Source organism: Amycolatopsis decaplanina DSM 44594 (assembly GCF_000342005.1).
Taxonomy (GTDB): domain Bacteria; phylum Actinomycetota; class Actinomycetes; order Mycobacteriales; family Pseudonocardiaceae; genus Amycolatopsis; species Amycolatopsis decaplanina.
In genome coordinates this window covers 253,717-274,418 of record NZ_AOHO01000043.1, presented here as the reverse complement: position 1 = coordinate 274,418, position 20,702 = coordinate 253,717, and the positions used below count along the sequence as shown (strand labels likewise).

Annotated in this window: 19 protein-coding genes; 10 read left to right on the top strand and 9 right to left on the bottom strand. The window is 69.6% G+C overall.

Annotated elements, in window-relative coordinates:
- Positions 1–130 precede the first annotated feature (130 nt).
- The 8 genes from H074_RS09440 to H074_RS09405 all read left to right on the top strand — a co-directional run bounded on the left by H074_RS09440 (position 131) and on the right by H074_RS09405 (position 7,029).
- Complete coding sequence (locus H074_RS09440) at positions 131–505, top strand: hypothetical protein (RefSeq protein WP_007029804.1); 375 nt, start codon at positions 131–133, stop codon at positions 503–505.
- 194 nt (positions 506–699) lie between these two features.
- A complete protein-coding gene (gene fabG / locus H074_RS09435) occupies positions 700–1,461 on the top strand; it encodes a 3-oxoacyl-ACP reductase FabG (RefSeq protein ID WP_007029803.1) in 762 nt (253 codons plus the stop codon).
- A gap of 3 nt (positions 1,462–1,464) precedes the next feature.
- The gene (locus H074_RS09430; protein WP_007029802.1) at positions 1,465–1,917 is read left to right on the top strand and encodes a MaoC family dehydratase; all 453 of its coding nucleotides are present in this window, start codon (positions 1,465–1,467) and stop codon (positions 1,915–1,917) included.
- 91 nt (positions 1,918–2,008) lie between these two features.
- Positions 2,009–3,034 carry a phosphotransferase family protein gene (locus tag H074_RS09425; RefSeq protein WP_007029801.1) on the top strand — a complete coding sequence of 342 codons (1,026 nt, stop codon included), beginning with the start codon at positions 2,009–2,011 and terminating at the stop codon, positions 3,032–3,034.
- 4 nt (positions 3,035–3,038) lie between these two features.
- On the top strand, positions 3,039–4,262 hold the full coding sequence (locus tag H074_RS09420; protein ID WP_007029800.1) for an acyl-CoA dehydrogenase family protein: 1,224 nt from the start codon (positions 3,039–3,041) through the stop codon (positions 4,260–4,262).
- Positions 4,259–5,440: an acyl-CoA dehydrogenase family protein gene (locus tag H074_RS09415; RefSeq protein WP_007029799.1), complete on the top strand. Its 1,182-nt coding sequence runs from the start codon at positions 4,259–4,261 to the stop codon at positions 5,438–5,440. The genes H074_RS09420 and H074_RS09415 overlap by 4 nt, the downstream gene beginning before the upstream one ends.
- On the top strand, positions 5,437–6,552 hold the full coding sequence (locus tag H074_RS09410; protein ID WP_007029798.1) for an acyl-CoA dehydrogenase family protein: 1,116 nt from the start codon (positions 5,437–5,439) through the stop codon (positions 6,550–6,552). Before H074_RS09415 ends, H074_RS09410 begins: the two co-directional genes overlap by 4 nt.
- An 84-nt stretch (positions 6,553–6,636) precedes the next feature.
- Positions 6,637–7,029 carry a DUF7715 family protein gene (locus tag H074_RS09405; protein ID WP_007029797.1) on the top strand — a complete coding sequence of 131 codons (393 nt, stop codon included), beginning with the start codon at positions 6,637–6,639 and terminating at the stop codon, positions 7,027–7,029.
- Between the two features lie 9 nt (positions 7,030–7,038).
- On the opposite strand, the gene H074_RS09400 is transcribed toward H074_RS09405, so the two are convergent.
- Entirely contained in the window at positions 7,039–7,656 is a 618-nt protein-coding gene (locus tag H074_RS09400; RefSeq protein WP_007029796.1) for a TetR/AcrR family transcriptional regulator, read from the bottom strand.
- A gap of 173 nt (positions 7,657–7,829) precedes the next feature.
- Between H074_RS09400 and H074_RS09395 the strand changes: the two genes are divergently transcribed.
- Complete coding sequence (locus H074_RS09395; RefSeq protein WP_007029795.1) at positions 7,830–10,610, top strand: AAA family ATPase; 2,781 nt, start codon at positions 7,830–7,832, stop codon at positions 10,608–10,610.
- Positions 10,611–10,677: 67 nt separating this feature from the next.
- Here H074_RS09395 and H074_RS09390 read toward each other — a convergent pair whose 3' ends face one another.
- Positions 10,678–11,109: a pyridoxamine 5'-phosphate oxidase family protein gene (locus H074_RS09390; protein ID WP_039921941.1), complete on the bottom strand. Its 432-nt coding sequence runs from the start codon at positions 11,107–11,109 to the stop codon at positions 10,678–10,680.
- 215 nt (positions 11,110–11,324) lie between these two features.
- Entirely contained in the window at positions 11,325–13,052 is a 1,728-nt protein-coding gene (locus tag H074_RS09385; RefSeq protein ID WP_007029793.1) for a sensor histidine kinase, read from the bottom strand.
- A 351-nt stretch (positions 13,053–13,403) separates the two neighbouring features.
- On the opposite strand from H074_RS09385, the gene H074_RS09380 reads away from it, so the two are divergent.
- Positions 13,404–15,779 (top strand): ATP-binding protein, encoded by a 2,376-nt coding sequence (locus H074_RS09380; RefSeq protein WP_007029792.1) that lies wholly within the window; start codon positions 13,404–13,406, stop codon positions 15,777–15,779.
- Positions 15,780–15,950: 171 nt separating this feature from the next.
- Here the strand turns inward: H074_RS09380 and gntA are convergent, their stop codons facing one another.
- From gntA to H074_RS09350, 6 genes are read right to left on the bottom strand one after another with little or no spacing between them, the layout of a single operon-like run.
- Entirely contained in the window at positions 15,951–16,655 is a 705-nt protein-coding gene (gntA, locus tag H074_RS09375) for a guanitoxin biosynthesis heme-dependent pre-guanitoxin N-hydroxylase GntA (protein WP_007029791.1), read from the bottom strand.
- On the bottom strand, positions 16,652–17,410 hold the full coding sequence (locus tag H074_RS09370) for a 4'-phosphopantetheinyl transferase family protein (protein WP_007029790.1): 759 nt from the start codon (positions 17,408–17,410) through the stop codon (positions 16,652–16,654). The genes gntA and H074_RS09370 overlap by 4 nt, the downstream gene beginning before the upstream one ends.
- Positions 17,407–18,153, bottom strand: a complete 747-nt coding sequence (locus H074_RS09365; RefSeq protein WP_007029789.1) for a thioesterase II family protein — start codon at positions 18,151–18,153, stop codon at positions 17,407–17,409. The genes H074_RS09370 and H074_RS09365 overlap by 4 nt, the downstream gene beginning before the upstream one ends.
- Entirely contained in the window at positions 18,150–19,208 is a 1,059-nt protein-coding gene (locus H074_RS09360; RefSeq protein ID WP_007029788.1) for an HAD-IIIC family phosphatase, read from the bottom strand. The genes H074_RS09365 and H074_RS09360 overlap by 4 nt, the downstream gene beginning before the upstream one ends.
- A complete protein-coding gene (locus H074_RS09355; protein WP_007029787.1) occupies positions 19,205–20,344 on the bottom strand; it encodes an acyl-CoA dehydrogenase family protein in 1,140 nt (379 codons plus the stop codon). Before H074_RS09355 ends, H074_RS09360 begins: the two co-directional genes overlap by 4 nt.
- Positions 20,345–20,359: 15 nt before the next feature.
- Positions 20,360–20,611, bottom strand: a complete 252-nt coding sequence (locus H074_RS09350; RefSeq protein WP_007029786.1) for an acyl carrier protein — start codon at positions 20,609–20,611, stop codon at positions 20,360–20,362.
- Between the last annotated feature and the right edge of the window lie 91 nt (positions 20,612–20,702).

The window sequence follows — 20,702 nt, the reverse complement described above, 5'->3', positions numbered from 1 at the left end:
CGCTGAGGTCTGACGGGAAAACGATGTCGCGAAAGCCACTTTCGGGACATCTGATGTCCCGAAAGTGGCTTTCGCGACAGCCGAAGTCGGCACGTGCGCGAACCCAACGCGCTATCGCAGGCGATAAGCGTTGACGATCGTCTGTGTCACCGAATTCCCGTCGGAGTCCATCGCGGACAACCGCAAGTCGACGAAACGCGGGGAGCCGAAAGGCGCTGCCACGACCAAGGCCTGCCGCCGCTCACCGGTCGATCGCGCGCTGTCGTCGTATCCGTCGGCGAGCAACCGGTCGATCCGGAACTCCCGGCCCCGGCCGCACGGCGAGGGCGGGCACGTCGCCCGGTCGCTCCTGCACGGTGATCAGGTCTCCGATGAGGAGCGTGAGGGTGCGCGCGGGCCGGGCACCGCGCTCTCCTTCGGCGGCTGTCCGGGTGCGGCCGGCGCGGACTGCGCGCCGGTCACTCCGAGCACGGCCACGCCGAGGCTTTCGGACGGGCGGGCGTGACGCAGGGATCGGGACGATCAGGTCGTGCGAAGTATTCGTTCGGGCATCGCACGACGGGTGATTACGGTCACACTCGCCCGCTTTCGCGCGGGTGCGTTCACCGAAAGCGGGACACGTCCCCGGTTTGCCCTACAAAGCAACCGCTTAGTACGGCAGACTCGACGTCACTTCCACTCGACGACGAGGAGTCACCCGTGACCGAACACCCCTCCCGTGTAGCGATCGTCACCGGCGCCGGCCGCGGCATCGGGGCGGCCGTGGCCAAGCGGCTCGCTTCCGACGGGTTCGCCGTCGGCCTGCTGGACCTCGACGAGGCGGGCGTCAAGCAGGGGGCCGAGGCGATCGTCGCCGAGGGCGGCAAGGCCGTCGGCGTCGCACTGGACGTCAACGACGCCGCGCAGGTCGAAGCCGCGGTGACCCGGGTGGCCGAGGAACTCGGCGCGCCGACCGTGCTGATCAACAACGCCGGCATCACCCGCGACAACCTGCTGTTCAAGATGACCGAACAGGACTGGGACTCGGTGCTGGGCGTGCACCTGAAGGGCTCGTTCCTGATGACCCGCGAGGTGCAGAAGTACCAGACGCAGGAGAAGTGGGGCCGCATCGTCAACCTGTCCAGCACCTCGGCGCTGGGCAACCGCGGCCAGGTCAACTACTCCGCCGCCAAGGCGGGCATGCAGGGTTTCACCAAGACCCTCGCGATCGAGCTGGGCAAGTTCAACGTCACCGCGAACGCCATCGCCCCCGGCTTCATCGCCACCGACATGACCGCGGCGACCGCCGAGCGGATCGGCATGTCGTTCGAGGACTTCAAGGCGGCCGCCGCGTCGCAGATCCCGGTGCAGCGCGTCGGCACCCCCGAAGACATCGCCAACCTCGCGTCGTTCCTCGTGAGCGACGGCGCCGGCTTCATCTCCGGCCAGGTCATCTACGTCGCCGGCGGACCGAAGGACTGAGCCATGCGCGAATTCGCCTCCCTGCAGGAGTTCGAGAACGCCGTCGGCGAGCACTTCGGCCACAGCGATTGGCTCACGCTCACCCAGGAGCGGGTGAACCTCTTCGCCGACGCCACCGACGATCACCAGTGGATCCACGTCGACGTCGAGAAGGCCACCGAAGGCCCGTTCGGGGCGCCGATCGCCCACGGTTTCCTGACGCTGTCGCTCATTTCGGGCTTCGTCGGGAAGCTCTACCGGGTCAACGGGCTCAAGATGGGCATCAACTACGGGTTGAACAAGGTCCGGTTCCCTCAGCCGGTCAAGGTGGGCGCGAAGATCCGGGCGGGCGCCGAACTGGTCGAGGTCACCGACATCGCCGGTGGCAAGCAGGCCGTCGTCCGGTGGACGATCGAGATCGACGGCGAACCCAAACCGGCTTGCGTCGCGGAGATGGTCGTCCGGCTGATCGCCTGACAAGGTGACCTCCGGCACCTCGCCGGACCACCCCTACCTGACATACCGACTGGTCGGTACTGTAACCGGAAAGCGAGACGCTGGAGGCACCATGAACCAGACCGACCTGCCGGGCCTGGACCTGGCCAGGCTCAAGGCCCACCTGGACGAGCACCGGCCGGGGCTCGTCCAGGACGACCTGAGCGGCGAGGTCGTGGAAGGGGGCCGGTCCAACCTCACCTACATCGTGGGCGACGGCCGGTCCCGCTGGGTGGTCCGCCGCCCGCCGCTGGGCCACGTTCTGCCGACCGCGCACGACATGGGCCGCGAGTTCCGGGTGATCTCCGGTCTGCACGGCACGGCCGTTCCGGTACCGGAAACCGTGCTGCTGTGCGAAGACACCGACGTCATCGGCTCGCGGTTCTACGTGATGGAGTTCGTGGAGGGCACGCCCTTCCGCTCGGACACCGAACTGACCGCGCTCGGCCCCGCCCGGACCAAGGCGATCGCGGACGAACTGGTCGACACCCTGGTCGAGTTGCACGCCGTCGATCCGGACTCGGTGGGGCTGGGCGATTTCGGCCGTCCGGAGGGCTTCCTCGAACGCCAGTTGCGGCGCTGGAAGAAACAGCTCGACGGCAACCGCAGCCGCGACCTCCCCGGCGTCGACGAACTGCACGACCGGCTCGCCGCGTCGATACCCGAATCGGGTAAGCCGTCGATCGTCCACGGCGACTACCGGCTGGACAACGTGCTGGTGAACTCGGACGACCGGATCACCGCGGTACTGGACTGGGAGATGTCCACCCTCGGCGACCCGCTGACCGACCTCGCCCTGCTGGTGGCCTACGCCGAACGTGACAAGGTCTCATTGCGGTTCGTGTCCAACGCCAGTTCGGCGCCGGGCTACCCGCGCAACGACGAGGTCATCGCGCGCTACGCCGAACGTTCGGGCCGCGACGTCTCACGGCTCAACTGGTACGTGAGCTTCGCGTTCTTCAAGCTCGCGGTGATCCTGGAAGGCATCCACCTCCGCTATAGCAAGGGACAGACCGTCGGCGCCGGATTCGACGGCATCGGCTCGGGCGTCGTCCCGTTGATCGCGCACGGCAATGAGACTCTCAAGGAAGAGGGATAGCAAGATGGACTTCGCCTTCGACGCGAAAACCGAGGAGCTGCGAGGAAAACTCCTCGAGTTCATGGATTCGCACATCTACCCGGCCGAGGCCGTCTTCGAGCAGCAGCTGGCCGAGCGCGACAGCGAGTGGTCGCAGCCGCCGATCGTCGAAGAACTGAAGGCCGAGGCCCGCAAGCGCGGGCTGTGGAACTTCTTCCTCCCCGGTGACCACGGCGCGGGGCTGACGAACCTGCAGTACGCGCCGCTGGCCGAGATCACCGGCCGCAGTCTCCGGCTCGCGCCGACCGCGCTGAACTGCGCGGCGCCGGACACCGGGAACATGGAAGTCCTCACCATGTTCGGCACCGAGCAGCAGAAGAAGCAGTGGCTTCAGCCGTTGCTGGACGGCGAGATCCGGTCCGCGTTCGCGATGACCGAGCCCGACGTCGCCTCCTCCGACGCGCGCAACATCGCCACCAGCATCCGGCGGGACGGCGACGAGTACGTCGTCAACGGGCGCAAGTGGTACATCTCCGGCGCGATGAACCCGAACTGCAAGATCTTCATCGTGATGGGCAAGACCGATCCGGACGGTCCGCCGCACAAGCAGCAGAGCATGATCCTGGTCCCCCGCGACACCCCCGGCATGACCGTGAAACGCGGTATGCACGTGTTCGGCTACACCGACGGGGACCACGGCGGCCACGCCGAAGTGCTCTTCGAGGACGTCCGCGTGCCGGCGGAGAACCTCATCGCCGGCGAGGGCGACGGGTTCGCCATCGCGCAGGCCCGCCTCGGGCCGGGGCGGATCCACCACTGCATGCGCGCCATCGGCATGGCCGAACGCGCGCTGGAACTGATGTGCCGCCGGGCGCTTTCGCGCGAGACCTTCGGCAAGCCGATCGCCGAGCAGGGCGTGGTGCAGGACTGGATCGCCGAGGCGCGGGTCAAGATCGAGCAGCAGAGGTTGCTGGTGCTCAAGACCGCGTGGCTGATGGACACCGTCGGCAACCAGGGCGCGCACACCGAGATCCAGGCGATCAAGATCTCCACGCCGATCACCGTGGAGTGGATCCTCGACAAGGCCGTGCAGCTGTTCGGCGCCGGCGGGGTCAGCCAGGACTTCCCGGTCGCCGAGATGTGGGCGCAGGTACGGACGCTGCGGCTCGCCGACGGCCCGGACGAGGTGCACAAGCGCTCGCTGGCGCACCGTGAGCTGAAGAAGTACCGCGGGGAGGTCAAGAAGTGACGACTGCCGACGACCTCAAGCGGCACGTGGCCGACCTGCTGGCCGCGTATCCGCCGGAAAGCACGCCGCGCCAGGACTTCCTCGACGCGCGGTTCGACGCCGGACTGGCGTGGATCCACTTTCCCGAAGGCCTGGGCGGCTTGAACGCACCGCGTTCGCTCCAGTCCGTTGTGGACAAGGAGCTCGCCGCGGCGGGCGCGCCGGACAACGACAAACGGCGGATCGGGATCGGCCTCGGCATGGCCGCGCCGACCATCCTCGCCTTCGGCACGCCCGAACAGCACCAGCGCTTCCTACGTCCACTGTGGACCGAGCGCGAGGTGTGGTGCCAGCTGTTCAGCGAGCCGGGTGCCGGATCCGACTTGGCCGCGCTGGGCACCCGCGCGGTACGCGACGGCGACGACTGGGTGGTCACCGGCCAGAAGGTCTGGACGTCGGGCGCGCACAAGTCGCAGTGGGCCATCCTGGTCACCCGCACCGATCCCGACGTGCCGAAGCACCGGGGCATGACGTACTTCCTGTGCGACATGACCGCGCCGGGCGTGGAGGTCCGGCCGCTGCGTCAGATCACCGGTGAGGCCGAGTTCAACGAGGTCTTCCTCAGCGAGGTCCGCATTCCCGACGCACACCGCCTCGGCGCGGTCGGCGAGGGATGGAAGGTCGCGCAGACCACGCTGATGAACGAGCGGGTCGCGATCGGCGGGACCGAGTTCCCGCGCGACGGCGGGATGGTCGGCGTCGTCACGAAGACCTGGCGCGAACGCCCGGAACTGCGGACTTCGGAAATGCACGATCGCCTGCTGAAACTGTGGGTGGAGGGTGAGAGCCTGCGCCTGGTGAGTTCGCGGCTGCGGCAGCAACTCGCCGCGGGCGCGCCGGGACCGGAGGGTTCCGCGGTCAAGGTCGCGTTCTCCGAGCTGAACCAGGCCGCGTCCGGGCTGGAGATCGAACTGCTCGGCGACGAAGGCCTGCGTTACGACGACTGGACGATGCGACGTCCCGACGGTGTGAACTTCCTCGGCCGCGAGGCCGGTTACCGCTATCTGCGCGCGAAGGGGAACTCCATCGAGGGCGGCACCTCGGAGGTCCTGCGCAACATCATCGCCGAGCGCGTGCTGGGGCTGCCGTCCGAGCCGCGGATCGACAAGGACGTCGCCTGGAAGGACCTGCCCCGATGAGCGACCTGCTGTATTCCGAGGTCGAAGAGGACCTTCGCGCCAGCGTCCGCGACCTGTTCTCCGACCACGCGGAACCGGCGGCCCTGATCACCAGGACCGAGACCGCGGAACCGTACGACCTGAAGCTGTGGCGCACGCTCGCCGCCGACCTCGGCACGGCGGGCCTCGCCGTCCCGGAGGCACTGGGCGGGCACGGCGCCTCGGCACGGGAAGTCGCGGTCGTGATGGAGGAACTCGGGCGCAGCGTCGCCCCCGTCCCCTATCTCGGCAGCGCCGTCCTGGCGACGTCGGCCTTGCTGGCGACCGACACGTCGCAGGCGGAAGTCACCGAACGGCTCGGGAAATTGGCCGCGGGCACGCTCATCGGCGCGCTGGCGGTACCGCTGTCGACGGCACCCGGCGCCGGCTTCCCCTCGGCGGTCACCGCGGCCGCGGACAGCACGCTCAGTGGTCAGGTCCGCAGCGTCGTCGACGCTTCGGTGGCCGAACTGATCGTCGTCCCGGCGGTCGGGCCCGACGGACCTGGTCTGTACACGGTCGACGCGGCGTCGGCGGGAGTGACGGTCACCGAGGCGATTTCCCTCGACCTCACCCGGCGCATCGCCGACGTCACCTTGGAGAACGTGGCCGCGAAGCGCGTCGCCGACTCTTCGGTGGCGGAGTCAGCGCTGGACACGGCACTCGTGACCGCGGCGGGACTGCTCGCCTCGGAACAGCTCGGGATCGCCGAATGGGCGCTGACCGAAACGGTGCGCTACCTCAAGGAGCGCTACCAGTTCGGCCGTCAGGTCGGCTCCTTCCAGTCGCTGAAGCACCGGCTGGCGAACCTGTACACGGATCTGGTCAACGCCAGGGCGACCGCGCGGTACGCCGCCGACTGCCTGGCTTCCGGTGACGACATCGCGATCGCCGTCGCGGTGGCGCAGGCCCGCAACTCCCTCATCGCCGTCCACGCCGCCGAAGAGGCGATCCAGCTGCACGGCGGGATCGGCATGACCTGGGAGCACCCCGCGCACCTGTATCTGAAGCGCGCGAAGAGCGACGAGATCGCGTTGGGCACTCCTGGACGGCATCGCGCGGCCCTCGCGCCGCTGATCGACCTGCCCGCCTGATCTCCCCCGGCGGGGTTCGCCCCGGAAAGTGTCGGACCCCGCCGGTACAACCTGTTCGAACATCAGATCGAACAGGGAGTCATCATGAAACTGCTCGTGGCCACCTCGAAGACCCAGGGCGCACGGGAGAACGACTTCGACCACTGCGTCGAGGGCGAACTGCTCTGGATCGCCCCGTGCTGCGACGACGGCGAGAGCTCGCCCGATTCCGACTGCGGCTGCGGACGGTCGTTCGGCGGGCTGAGCTCGCATCGCGGGACGACGACGGCACTCGTCGCGGAACTGCCCGGCTTCACCTATTCCGACTATGCCGAAGCGTTGCGGTCGAGCCTCGCCGCCCAGGGCTGGCCTCCCGAAGCCGCCGAAGACGTGGCGACAGGGCTGCTCGCCTTCGCCTCCGGATGGGACGTGGGAACGGTGCTCGAACGCCGCAACGAGTGGTTCGCCGAACGGCTCGTGCCCGCGCCACCGGGCTGAGCGCCGTCGCTACTCGGGTCGCAGCGCGGCCAGCAGGAGATCGGCGAAGTGGTCACCGATCTGGCGGGCCGAGAGCGCGCCGCCGCGCCGGTACCACGAACCGAGGTGGTGCACCGAGCCGAAGAAGAAGTCGACGATCACGTCGGCCGGTTTGTCCGCGCGGAATTCGCCGGACTCCTGGCCTTCCTCGATCAGCGTGCGGAACCGCTCGTGGTACTTGCGGCGTTCCGCGCGGACGGCCTTCTGCTTCTCCACGCTGAGCTGGTGCATGGACTGCATGAAGATCGTGTTGTCGTCGAGGTTGTCGATCGTGCTGACGACGACGTCGGAGGCGGCGGAGCGCAACCGCTCCCGCAGCGGCGCCTCGCTCGAGGCCACCTTTTCCAGTTGCTCGGTCTGCGCGCGCAGCACCCGGGCGTAGATCTCGTAAAGGAGGTCGTCCTTGGAGCCGAAGTAGTGGTACATCGCGCCCTTGGTGACCCCGGCCGCCTCGACGATCTCCTGCACGGAGGTGCGGTCGAAACCCTTCTTGGCGAAGAGTTTCGTGGCGTGCGACAGCAGACGGCGCGGGACTGCGGCCTGGTCCTCACCGCCCGCCTCGGCCCTCCGGGTGGTCGCTCGTGTCATGGCCGGCTCCTTCTCATGCGGGCATTCAGCATACCGGCCGGTTTGTCGACGGCCGGAGAACCGCCGGTTCCCGGCAGGAATTACCGGTCACTGGGTGCCTGAGACGGCCTCGACGGCCCGGTTCATACGGTTGGGTGACGGTCAGCCGGGCTCCGTCCTGGTGAACTGGGCGCATGAGCACCAGGCACCCGGGCGCCGGGACGGGACCGCCGGACGTCCGCGTCGAGGAGGCCGGGATCCTGCGGGACGAGGCCGGTCTCGGCACGACCCCGCTGACGGTGCTCGCCGGGGAGCCCGGCTGCGGCCGCGGCACGGTGCTGGACAGGCTCGCCGAGGAACTCACCCCGTCGGCCAAGGTGCTGGTGCTGCGGCTGGCCGAACTCGACCGGGCACTCCCGTACGGCGCGATCTTCCGGCTTCTCGTCCTCCTCGGCGGGGGCCGGGCGGAGGAGGAGCCCGCGCGGCGCTCCGTGCTGGCCATGCTCGCCAGGGCGGGTGAAACCACGCCGACCCCGGAGACCGTCGCGAAGATCGCGACCGCCGTGTTCACCCTCCTGCGTGCCCAGACCCCGCTGGTGGTCCTGGTCGACGACGCGCAGTGGCTCGACGAGCACAGCGCCCGGTTGGTGAGCCCGCTGCTGCACCGATGTTCGGCGGAGACGCCGATCAGCGTGATCGCGACGATGCGGATCGGCGCGGGGGACGATCTGTCCGGAAGTCCCGCGCTGAGAGGTGCCTTCGCCCGGCTGCGGGCGGGTGGGCGCGCGAAATTGCGGTTTCTGCGGCCGCTTTCGCGAGCCCAGTCGCGATCGCTGCTGACGGGGCTGGTCTCGGCCCTGCCGAACGACGGCCTGGTGACCGAACTGCACACCGCGGCCCGGGGCAACCCCGCCGCGCTGACCGCGCTCGTGCACGGCTACCGGGCGGCCGGGGCCCTGCGGATCGTCGACCGCACCGCGTACCGCGTCGAACGGGTCGACCTGCCGGTGGCCACCGAGGACCATCCGCTCCTGCGGGCGGTGACCGAGGCGGGTGGCGGCGTGCGGGAGGTGGCCGAGACGATGGCGATGCTCTGCCCGCTCGGCGCCTCCGCCCCCGGGCTGGCCGCGACCGCGCTCGGATGGCGGGAGGAAGACCTCGGCGCGGTGCTCGACAGGCTCGTCGCCGAACGCGTCCTGGTCCGGGATCGGGACGGCGGACACCGGTTCAGGGTCCCCGCCGTCCGGGATGCCCTGCTGGCCGGGATCGGGCCGTACGCCTCGCGCAGCCTGGCCGCTCAAGCGGTCCAGGCGGTGTGGTCGGGCTCCGCGTCCGTATCCGATCCGGATCTGGTGCTCGACTGGATCACCCAGGCCGGGTCACTGGTCGACACACGTCGCGCGTCGGCCGAGCTCCTCGAGAACGGCAAGCGCGTCCTTTTCACCGACGGCGCGAAGGCGGAACGCTGGCTCCACGCGACGTTGTCCTGGGTGACCGAACCGCCGGCGCGGACGGTCGTGCTGATGCTGCTGAGCGCGGCCAAGGCGTTGCACTACCGGGCTGCCGAAGCCGGTGATTGCGCTCGGCAGGTGCTCTGCAAGCATCTCGGCCACCTCGAACAGGCGCAGGCGCAGGAACTGTCCACCGTGTTCATCACCGGACTCGCCGCCCGCGGCGATCTCGGGGAACTCGCCGAGATCGCCGCGGGCGCGTCGCCGGTACTGCCGGACGACCCCGCGCTGACGGTGATCAACCGGGCCTTCGCCCTGCTGTTGAGCCATCGCTGGATCGAGGCGCGGGACCTGCTGGAGCGGGAACGCGCGGTGTGGACCGGGAGCAACCCCATCACCGCCGATTTCGGCACGATGTTCCTGGCGGCCTGTGGCGTGGTGCTCGGCGACACCTCCCAGCTGCACACGCTCGTGGCGCATCCGGAACTGTGGCGTTCGGGACATCTGCCGCAGTACAACATCGAACAGCGCCGGTTCGAAGTGGAAATGCTGCTGCTGCTGGGAGAACTCCAGCAGGCGCGACGGCTGATCACCGGAGCCGGGATGCCCCTCGACCAGCTGCCGGGGCCCGGCCGGTTCGCGCTGAACTACCTGGGCGGGGACTGGCCGGAGGCGATGGAACTGGCCCGGCGGACGATGCTGGGCGGCACCGATCCGGCCCGGCCGCTGCACTGCCTGCTGACGCAATGCGCCATCCGGATCCTCGGCGCGCAGGGCTGGCTCGCCAGGGCGAGGGCACTGGCCGCCGAAAGCCGCCCGTCCGGGATGCGGCACACGATCGACCACGCCGAATTCACCGTGCTCAGCAAACTCGGCGACACCGAAGGCGCCGACGCGTTGCTGTACTCCGCCGCGCGCAGCGCCGACGCGGGCGGCTACCTGCTGGGCACCGAAGACCTCTGGGCCGACCTGGCGCGCTCCGCGCTGGCGCGGAACAAGCAACGCGAAGGGGAACACTGGGTACGGCGCTCGGCGCGCACGGCCACCCAGCTCGACACCGCCCGCGCGCACCAGAACCATTACCTGGCCCGCGCGGCGGTCCATCGCGAGCCCGCCTCGGCCCGGCGCGCCGCGGCCATCGCGCGCGAACGCCGCGACGTCCCCTACGAGTCGGCGATGACTCTCCTGCGGGCGGGCCTCGCCGGGCACCGGCCGGAACAGTCGTGGACCGAGGCGTACGAACTGTTCGGCGAGGTCGGCGCCTGGTTCTGGCGCGGCCGGGTGCGGAAGCTGTTGCGTGAAAACGGCTTCGCCGGCCCTGGCCGGACGGAGACGACAGCCGAGAACGAACGGCTGCTGGCGATCCTCGTCGCCGAGGGCCTCACCAACCGGCAACTGGCGGTCGTCCTCGAAACCAGCGAAAAAAGCGTGGAAGGCAGGCTCAGCAGGCTGTTCTCCCGGACCGGGTACGCGTCCCGGGTGGAGCTCGCGGCGGCGATCCTGACCGGCGAATACCTGACCTGAGAACGCTCACTTGGCCGCGAGGTGGCGACGGTTCAGGATCCCGCGTCAGGTAGGCACGTTGGTCCAGTCAGGGGAAACAGTCGTCTTTGCGAGGGGGCCCGTGCAGCCGACGCCCGGTCACCTTCTCGGTTCCGATCCGCACGAAGTGGTCGCGTCGTCCGTCGACCCACGGCTGCAGGAAGGTGCCCGCCAGTTCGACCAGCTCACCCACGTCAGTGATCAGGTTCGCATGTCCCACCACGGTCACACTCCATCCCGTCCACAGGTCGGGGTCGAGCTCGTCGGCCTGGAACGCGACCACCGCGCCGCTGGTCGCGGCGCTCAGCTTCGCCCCTCCGGCGACCCGGGTCACCACCTGTCCCCGATGGATCCGGAAGTTCACCGGCTGCACCGTCGGCAGCAGGTTCTCGGTGAACACCAGACGGCCCACCCGCACGGTCCGCAGCAACTCCAGACATCGACCGCGGTCCAAGGACTCGAGATGTCGCCGACCGGCCATGACCACTCCCCACGAACGACACACCACCATTCATCGTCCAGGATGCGCTCCCTGGCACCGATGACTCCTGGGCCGGAAGTCCCGAGGATCACGGCCGAGAGGCACCAGCGCCGCCCGGCCGTCAGCCGTCTTCATGCCTCGTGAGTGGTAAGGACGGTTAGAACCGTCCTTACCACTCACGAGCCCCAGCGCGTCCTGGGCACGCGGACCGGCCGTCAGCCGAGCGGCACGCGCCAGGTCACGATCGTGCCGCCACCGGGCCCCGCGGCGAACTCGATCGTTCCGCCGTGCCGCTCGGCGCGCCGCCGGATGCCGTCCGGCCCGGTCCGGGGTACCCCGTCCGGGACCCCGGTTCCCTTGTCCGCGACCTCGACGACCAGCTCGTCCGGACCGGCTTCGACGCCGACGCTGATCCGGTCGGCCCCCGGCCGCCGGACCGCGTCGCCCAGAATCTCCCGCACCATCGCTTCGGCGTGCCCGTGCAACCGGCCGGGTACCAGGGTGTCCACCGCGCCGGAGATCCGTATCGACGGCGGAACGGCGGCCTCGCCACCGAGTTCGGCCACGGCATCGAGCAGCCGCCGCCGGAGGCTGACCGCCGGGTCCACGGCGGCGCCGTGCAAGTCGAAGATCGAGGTCCGGATCTCCCGCACCGTACGATCCAGCTGCTCGACACCCGCGGTCACCTTGGTCTTGGCGAGCTCGTCTTCGAGCCGGGGAAGGAGACTTCGCAGACTCATCCCGGTGGCGAACAGCCGCTGGATGACATGGTCATGCAGATCCTGCGCGATCCGGGCCCGGTCCGCGAGCACGTCCACCAGCCGCCGGCTGCGCTGCCTGTCGGCGAACTCCAGCGCCACCGCCGCTTGATCGGCGAACGAAGCCAGCATGGGGACCTGATCCGTCTTGAACGGCGCGGCACCCTTGTCCCGTATCGCGATCAGGAGACCGCCGACCCCACCGCTCCCGATCAGCGGGACGACGACCGCCGGGCCGCATCCGGTGACGACCGACTCCGGCTCCTTGGACGTCAAGGCGGCGAAATCCCCGCTGAACAACGGCTCCTGCGACCTCAGCACTTCTTCGATCGCCGTGTGGGCCACCGAGATCCTGACGCCGAGCAGCGCGTCGGCCCGGTCACCGGACGCCGCGCTCACCGACATGGTCTCCCGACCGGAGTCGTCGGCGAGCACGACCAGCACCCGGTCCGCCGCCGTGAGTTCCCGGACTTGGTCGACGATCAAATTCAAGGTGTCGGCCACCGTCATCCCGCCCAGCAGTCCGCCGTTGATCCGGGCGACGGTCTCCAGCCATCGTTCGCGAGCCTTCGCCCTCTTGAACAGCACGGCGTTCTCGACCGCCACTCCGGCCGCGGCCGCCAGCGCCCGCAGCACGATCTCGTCGTCGGTGGTGAACTCCGGCGCGCCTCGTTTCTCGGTGAGATACAGGTTGCCGAACACCTGGTCGCGCACCCGGATCGGCGCGCCGAGGAAGCTGCGCATCGGCGGATGGTTCGCCGGGAGGCCCACTGAGGCCGGATGCCGGGTCAGATCCGGGATCCGCACCGGATGCGGCTGCCGGAGCAACAGGCCGAGCAGCCCCTTCCCCTGCGGGTGTTCGCCCATGGTCGCGCTGGTCTCCTCGTCGATCCCGACGTGAACGAAGCCGCTGAGCCCCTCTTCTTCGCCGAGCACACCCAGAGCGCCGTAGCGGGCATCGACAAGATCCGCCGCGACCTGCACGATCCGTTGCAGTGTCCCGTCCAGCTCCAGCCCGGTCGCCACGGCGAACACCGCTTCGAGCAGCCCCTGCAACCGGTCGTGTGTTCCGACGATCTCGCTGAACCGCTCCTGGACCTCGCGCAGCAACTCATCGAGGCGAAGACCCTCCAGCGCGCCGCCGGTCCTGTTCTCCGCCCCTTCCGCGTCCGGTTCAGCGACCATTCCGTACCTCCGGCCGGAAAAGCCCGCCCACGACGGGTGTCCCCAGCGTGTCCATCGTCATCCACGACCACGTCACCCAGCACGGTGATCTTCTGGTCTCGCCGGCATCGTGAGTAGTGACAAAGGTCCCGTCCACGGCGTCCTTCGTCCCGGCGCGTGACGTCGATGCGTGGCCTGGCAGGGCGCTTAGCAGATGAGAACGTCCACAGTCAACACATCGGGTGGTAACTGGCATCGTTCTCGGGTGCCACTGGCACCGAGCCAGTATCCGCGCCACGGCGTTGTCGGCGGACGGGGTGCGGGGCCACGGTGGAGATCGTCTTCGCAAGTCCCGAACAAGGTGGTGACCCCGTGCGTTTCGACCTCCTCGGCCCCTTCAACGTCGTGCACGACGGACGTCCGGTCGTGCTGCGCGGGGCGACCCAGCGGGCCGTGCTCGCCTATCTTCTGTTGCGCCACAACGAGGTCATCGCCACCAGCACGCTGCTGCAGGCGATCTGGGCGGACGAGATCCCCGCCACCGCGCGCAAGATGGTGCAGAACGCCGTTTCGGGGCTGCGTTCGACGCTGGCCCAGCGGACCGGCGGCACCGAGCAGGCCATGCTGCTCACCCACGCGCCCGGATACCTGCTGCGCGTCGACAGCGAGCAGGTCGACGTCGCCCGCTTCCGGCGGCTCGCCGCCGAAGGGCGGATGGCGCAGGCGGGCGGCGACGCCGAGCGGGCCGTATCGGCCTACCGTGACGCGCTCGCGCTGTGGCATGGCCCGGTGCTCGCCGACCTCACCGAGACCGGCGTGGTGTGGCCCGAACTGGTCGCGCTGGAGGATCAGCGGATCGCCGTCCACGAGGATCTTTTCGGGTTGGAGCTGGACCGGGGGCACCACCACGAGGTGCTCACCGACCTGCGCGGGCTGGCGGAGGCCAACCCGAATCGCGAACGGCTCAACGCCCAGCTGATGACCGCGCTCTACCGCTGCGGCCGTCACGTGGACGCGCTCGAGGTCTACCGCGCGACGCGGGCCAGCCTCGCCGAGGGGCTCGGCCTGGAGCCGGGCAAGGAGCTGCGTGAGCTGGAACGCGCGATCCTCCAGCACGACGAAACCCTTCTCACCCGGCGGCCGGATCCGGCTCCGCGTCCCGAGCCCGAGCCCACCCCGGTGATCGAGCCGCTGCCGTTCACCCCCGCCCCGGTGATCGCCTTGCCCCGCACGGAGCCTGTCGAAAGCGAGCGGAAGCCGGTCGTCGCGATCGGGGTCGCCCTCGCCACGCCGGACGACGATCCCGAAGAGGCCGTCGAGGCTCAAGCGCGGCTGCGGACCGTCGTCGAGGAGGAGGCCATCGCCGCGGGCGCGCATCTGCCCGGAGAATCGGGGCCCGTCGTGCTGGCCCTGTTCGGTCTCCCCCGGACCGGCGACGACGACGCCGTCCACGCGACCAGGACCGCGCTGAGGATCCTCGACAGGCTGGCCACGGCCGGGATCGCGACCCAGATCGGTGTCGACAGCGGAGACGTCCTCGTCGAGTTCACCGCCGCTGGTCCCGGTCAAGTGGCGGGCCCCGTACTGGACCGCTGTGTCCGCTCGGCGCTGCGCGCGCCCGAAGGCCGGATCCGCGTGTCGGACGCGGTCCGCGAAGCCTCCGAACCCACCGTGGTGCACGAGGCGTCGGAAGACTCACCTGGCTGGTGGCACGCCGTTTCGGCCCGCCAGCACCCGGTGGCGGAGGCCGCCGATCCCGGCGGCTTCGTCGGCCGCGATCACGACCGCGACCTGCTGAACCACCTGCTCGGCTTCGTCGAGCGCGGCGGACGCCCGCATCGGGTGACGGTGCTCGGCGAGCCCGGGATCGGCAAGACGCGGCTCCTCGCCGAGTTCGCCGAAGCCCTGTCCGAGCAGCCCCGGATCCGGGTGCTGGACGCGGGAGCCGACGTCACCGAGGCGTTCGCCGTCGTTCCGGGCCTGCTTCCCCAGACCGCCTCGCGACTGCGCACCGAGGGCGGCGACGCGGCACTTCGGGCCGCTGCCACCGAACTGACCGCCTACGGACCGCTGGTGGTATTGGCCGACGACCTGCACCGCGCCGACGTCGAGACCCGCGACGCCGTCGACCGGCTCGGTGAAGCCTGCGCGGGACTGCCGATCCTGATCGTCGCCTCCGCCCGGCCCGGGCTGCTGGAAGCCGGACACGGCGAACGCTGCGGCACGACGGTGACACTCGCCCCGCTTGCCGACGACGCCGTGGGCAAATTGCTCGACAAACTGCTGCCCGGCACCGCCCGGCTCATCCGAGGCAGGCAGGAACTGATCGCCAGGATCGGCGGGAATCCCCGGTTCGCGCACGCGTACGCCCAGGGCGTGCACGGACGGGCCACCCCGTTTCCGGGACTGGGCCAGGCGATGACGCCTCCGCTGGTCCGCCGGACGCTCGCCGCGCAGCTCGACAACCTGCCCGCCGCCGAGAAATCACTGCTGAAGGCGGCCAGCCTCGCCGGGGACGCGTTCACCGCCGAGGACGTCGCCGCGGTCTGCGGACGGGACACCGCGGAGATCGAGGGAACACTGTCCCGGCTGGCGAGCCTCGCGGTGCTGCGCCGTGAGGACGACGACGCCGGCTACACGTTCCGCCGCGCGACCCTGCGGGAACTGGTCTACCAGCGGATTCCGCGCGCGACCCGCACAGCGCTGCTCCGCCGCCCGATCCCGCGCCGCGTCGAAGCCCTCGCCTGACGGCTTCGGCGGGCCCGCAAGCGTGACTCGCGTGATTGAACCCGTGACTCGCGTGATCAGACGAGTTCGCCGTCTGATCACGCGAGTTCCGTCTCTGATCACGCGAGTCACGTGTCTGGTCACGTGAAAGCCCCCGGTCGCCGAAGCGGCCGGGGGATTCTCGTGACGAGATCAGCCGGTGGGGCGCTGCATCACGTCCGAGGTGTACTTGACCGACGAAGGCTCATGCCGCGAAGTGAACGGGCACTTCCAGTCCTCTTCGGTCATCCGGCCCGAGAAGTGACGGGACGGCATCTGGTACTCGTAGGTGGTGAAGCTCGGGTTGACCGAGCCGTTGTTGGTCGTCTCGCGTTTGCGGATCGCGTCCTGCATCGAGAAGAACTTGTCGCCCAGCAACATGAACTGCATCAGCGAGTTGAACGCGATCGCCGGCCGGGAGAACCTCCGGCTCGCCCGGGACGAACCGGGGTGCATGCCGACGACGAAGAACGAGTGCCCGGCGACGTGGAAACCGAAGTTCGGTTCGTCGGGGTCCGAGGTGGCACCTTCGTCGAGGCCATAGGTTCGGCTGTCGATGTCGTGAATGAGCTGGAGATGGCGCCACAGCAGGCGTTCGTACTCCTCCTCGCCGAGGATCCCGCCGGGTTCTTCGAAGGTGGACACGAACGTGCGGAAACTCTTGTCCGACAACGTGGGCCGGATGTCGCGGGCGTAGCCGAGCATGTCGCGGTAGTGGGCACGAGCCGATTCCGGATCGCCCAGCACCGCGTAGTGGCCGTGGACGATCGAGCCCTTCTTCAACGCCGCGCGAGCGCCGAGGCAGCTGAACTCCGTGGTCTGGATGAACGCTTCGAGCTCCGCTTTCGGGTCGCTCATTTCACTCCGCCTTTCCGGTGCTCCCCGGCCGTTCGCTGCCTGCCGGGAAGCCAGTCGAAGGCGCGCACGGTGACCGGGCGCGCCGGGACGGCCAGCGCGGCCGCGTTGCCGGCGCCGGCGTCCAGTTCCGTGATCGTCCACTCGGGACGGTCGTCGAGTTCGACGTCGCCGCCGGTGAGGGTGAAGGAAGGCCCCGGCAGTCCGGCCAGGCCGGTGCCGTCGACCTTGAGGTAGGCCTCCTTGCAGGTCCAGTACCGGAAGAAGGTCAGCGGCTCGCGCACGGCGGCGGCCTCCTCCGGACGCAGTGTCCGCGCGGCCAGGCCGTCGTGGTCGACCTCCCGGACCTCTTCGACGTCCACACCGACCCGGACCCCGGCCGCGACCGCGACCAGCGCCAGCGCGCCGGAACGGGACAGGCTGAACTCGATTCCCGCCGCGCCGGCCAAGGCCGGGCGGTCACCGTCGCGGGTGAACCGCAGCGCGGACGGCGAGGTGCCCGTGTAGGAGGCGAGGATGTCGCGCAGCGCGACATGCGCGGCCAGGAAACGGGCCCGTTCCTCGTCCACCGTGATGGCGGCCGCCCGGCGCAACTCGTCTTCGGATAGCGCGCCGAGCAGACCGTAGGCCTCGGCCGAGCCCGGGGCGAGCACCCGGGCGAGGGCGATCCGCCACACGTGCACGTCCCGGCCGGGGCGGAGTCGTTCGCCCAGCGCGCCCGAAGGCTGCTTCCACGCCGAGAACCACTGCGTGGTCATCGGCCCAGTTTCCGGTGGATCACGCCCAGCAGCTCCGGCACGTGCTGTTCGAGGTAGAAGTGCCCGCCCGGGTAGGTCATCATCGTCGAGTCGGCGGAGAGTTCGAGCCACGCCGCCAGTTCGTCCAGATCGGCCCGCGGATCGCGATCGCCGCCGAACACGGTCAGCGGTACCGGCAACGGCTCCCCTGGGACGTGCTGGTAGGTCTCGTTGACCGCCAGGTCGGCCCGCATCAGCGGCAGGAACATCGCCAGCAGCTCGCGCTCGCGCCGCAGGACGTCCGGCAGCCCGCCGAGCGCGTGCAGTTCGGCGGCGAGCCGCTCGTCCGGCAACGCCCGCAGCTGGAGCCGGGTGTCGGGCAGCTGCGGCGCCGCCCGTCCCGAGACGAACAGGTGCTTCGGCAGCGTGGCCCCGCGCTCGGCGAGCCTGCGGGTGAGCAGGTACGCGGTCAAGGCGCCGACGCTGTGCCCGAAGAACGCGAAGTCACCGGTGAGCGCGTCACCGAGGCCCTCGATAGTGGCCTCGACAAGACTCTCGACGTCTTCGTGCGGCGTCTCCCGGCCGCGTTCGGCCCGGCCGGGCAGCTGGACCGGCAGGACGGCCAGGTCGTCACCCGCCGCGAGGACCCATTCCCGGTAGACCGCCGCGCTCGCTCCGGCGTGCGGGAAGCAGAACAGCTTGGTCGCCGCGCCCGGCGGGACTCCGCCGGGCAGCCAGGGACGTGCCGTGATCGGAGCGGTCATCGCAGCTCCATCGTCAGATAGGGCGGCGGTGGCTGGATCGTGCTCAGATCGGACTCGAGGACGAGCCTGTCGCCGTCTCGCGAGATCTCGGTGAATCCCGCGAACGCGTAAGTCACGTACATGACCCGGTTACGGCCGGTCTCGACGAAATCCGCGCGCAGCTTCGCGCCGTCTTCCTTCGCCAGCCCCATGATGTGGTTGAGCAGGACCGTGCCGACCCCGCGCGACATCACGCGGCACGACATCAGCATCATCCGCAGATGCCAGGTGGGCGCGCCGCGTTCGGCCAGCGCCAGCCCGATCTTGCCGTAACCGCCGTACTTGTCCGAAAGGGACGCGACGAGCAGCACGTGGTCGGGCGAGGTGCGCAGCTCGTCCAGTTCGTCGTAGGAGTAGGTCCGGCCGGTGGAGTTGAGCTGGTTGGTGCGGACGGTCAGTTCCTCGGCCCGCTGCAGGTCTTCCCGCTGGGCACGGGCGATCGTGAACTTCATGTCCAAAGTGGACAGGAATTCCTCGCTGGTGCCCTCGTGGTCCTGTTCGACCTGCTCCCGTACGGCGGCCGCGCGGTAGAGCTCGCGGCGCACCCGCGACTCGTCGGTGACGAACTTGGGCCGGAATTCCTCCGACGCGAGGGTCTCCCCCAGTTTCGCCACGTCGACGGTCTTGACCGACGGCAGCGCGTGCGCGACCTCGGCCAGTTCGAACGGCTGGTCGTCGACGAACGCGATCGCGTCGAGGCCGATGTTGAGCGCCTTCGCGATCCGTTCCACCGAACCGGATTTGGGGTTCCAGCTGATCTGCGGATACAGGAAGTACTCGTCGAGCCCGGCGGTCTTCAGCCGCGCCATCGCCGCTTCGTGGTCGTTGCGGCTGGCCACCGAATGCAGCACGCCGAGCTCGTCGAGCCGCTTGATCTCCGCCACCACTTCGGGGCGGACGGTGACCTCGCCGTCTTCCAGCAGGGTGCCGTCCCACAGCGTGTTGTCCAGGTCCCACACCACGCATTTGATCCGGCCGCGCTTCGGTTTCTCCAAGACCGTGCTGTCCCCGCTCATCCCGCCACCTCCCGGTACGCCTCGTCCGCGATGGTCAGCTCCTGGATCTGGGTGCTGCCCTCGATGATTTCCATGACTTTCGCGTCGCGGTACAGCCGTGCCACCGGGTAGTCCGGGCCGCAGCCGTTCGCGCCGTGGATCTGCACGGCGTCCGAAGCCGCCTTGGCCGCGGCAGTGGACGCGAAGTACTTGGCCACCCAGGTCGCCATGATGGTCGCCGGATCGCCCGCGTCCTTGAGCCGTCCCGCCTTCTCGCACAGCAGGCGCGCGGCGTCGCGCGCGGTGACCATCTCGCTGATCTTGGCGCGGATCTGCGGCAGATCCCGCAGCAGCCCCCCGCCCGCCGAACGCGCCGACGTGTAGGCGGCCGACGCGGCGAGCGCCGCCCGCACGATGCCGACCGAACCGCACGCCACGCTGTAGCGGCCGAGGTCGAGCGCGCCGGTCATCACCGTGCCCGCGGCCCAGCCCGGCGGCCCGACCAGCGCGGACGGGTCGAGCCGGACGTCGTCGAACTCGATGGTCGCCAGCATGCTCGCCGTGGTGCCGAGCATGTGCCGGACCGGCGTCACCCGGACTCCCGGATGATCCGAGGGCACCAGGAACGCGCTCATCCCGGTGGCCGTGCCGGCGAACACCAGCAGCAGCCCGGCGACCTGGCCGCCGGTGATCCAGGTCTTGCGCCCGCGCAGTGTCCAGACGCCGTTCTCGGCGACCGCCACGGTTCCGGCGGCTGTCGAGTCGCTTCCGCTGAAGTCCGGTTCGGTCAGGCAGAACGCGCCCAGCGTCGCGCCTTCGGACAAGGCAGGCAGCCAGCGCTCGCGCTGCTCGTCGTCGCCCCAGCGGTGTACCGTCGCGGTCACCATCGTGTGCACGGTGAGCAGGCTCCGCAGCGACGAACAGCCGCGGCCCGCCTCCTCGTGCAGCCGCCCGAGGGTCACCATGTCCAGCCCGGCGCCGCCCGCTTCGGCGGGGAGGAACGGGGCCCACAGTCCCAGCTCCCCCACCCGCCGCAGCACGTCACCGGGGATGCGCTCGTCCCGGTCCCACGCGTCCGCGTGCGGTCCGACCTCCTCGTCGACGAAACGCCCGACCACCTCGACCTCAGGCGTTTCGGACCGTGTCCTCGCCCTCACGTCGTTCTCCCCGTTTCAGTGCGCGGCCGCGGCGGTGCGCCGCTCGACCAGCTCGGTCATCCGCGTGACGGTGCGGAAGTTGTCCAGCTTCAGTTCCTCGTTGGGGATCCGCGTGGCGAACGCCTTCTCGATGAACATGACCAGCTCCATCGCGAACAGGGAGTTCACGAAACCCAGCGCGAAGATGTCCTGCTCGTCGGTGAACGACAGGCTGGGGAACTTCGCGCCGATGAAGCCGCGGATCTCGCCGCGGACGTCCTGCGACATGGTGGATGCCTTTCTCGTAAGTAAGAAGATGAGGTGCGGCGGGCGCTGGGGCTCGTGAGTGGTAAGGACGGTTAGAACCGTCCTTACCACT

Coding starts and splice junctions, on each gene's coding strand:
- H074_RS09370 (WP_007029790.1), bottom strand. CDS start 17,410: ATGACCACGCAGTGGTTCTCGGCGTGGAAGCAGCCTTCGGGCGCGCTG.
- H074_RS09365 (WP_007029789.1), bottom strand. CDS start 18,153: ATGACCGCTCCGATCACGGCACGTCCCTGGCTGCCCGGCGGAGTCCCG.
- H074_RS09400 (WP_007029796.1), bottom strand. CDS start 7,656: ATGACACGAGCGACCACCCGGAGGGCCGAGGCGGGCGGTGAGGACCAG.
- gntA (WP_007029791.1), bottom strand. CDS start 16,655: ATGAGCGACCCGAAAGCGGAGCTCGAAGCGTTCATCCAGACCACGGAG.
- H074_RS09430 (WP_007029802.1), top strand. CDS start 1,465: ATGCGCGAATTCGCCTCCCTGCAGGAGTTCGAGAACGCCGTCGGCGAG.
- H074_RS09395 (WP_007029795.1), top strand. CDS start 7,830: ATGAGCACCAGGCACCCGGGCGCCGGGACGGGACCGCCGGACGTCCGC.
- H074_RS09425 (WP_007029801.1), top strand. CDS start 2,009: ATGAACCAGACCGACCTGCCGGGCCTGGACCTGGCCAGGCTCAAGGCC.
- H074_RS09405 (WP_007029797.1), top strand. CDS start 6,637: ATGAAACTGCTCGTGGCCACCTCGAAGACCCAGGGCGCACGGGAGAAC.
- H074_RS09410 (WP_007029798.1), top strand. CDS start 5,437: ATGAGCGACCTGCTGTATTCCGAGGTCGAAGAGGACCTTCGCGCCAGC.
- H074_RS09350 (WP_007029786.1), bottom strand. CDS start 20,611: ATGTCGCAGGACGTCCGCGGCGAGATCCGCGGCTTCATCGGCGCGAAG.
- H074_RS09390 (WP_039921941.1), bottom strand. CDS start 11,109: ATGGCCGGTCGGCGACATCTCGAGTCCTTGGACCGCGGTCGATGTCTG.
- H074_RS09385 (WP_007029793.1), bottom strand. CDS start 13,052: ATGGTCGCTGAACCGGACGCGGAAGGGGCGGAGAACAGGACCGGCGGC.
- H074_RS09360 (WP_007029788.1), bottom strand. CDS start 19,208: ATGAGCGGGGACAGCACGGTCTTGGAGAAACCGAAGCGCGGCCGGATC.
- H074_RS09420 (WP_007029800.1), top strand. CDS start 3,039: ATGGACTTCGCCTTCGACGCGAAAACCGAGGAGCTGCGAGGAAAACTC.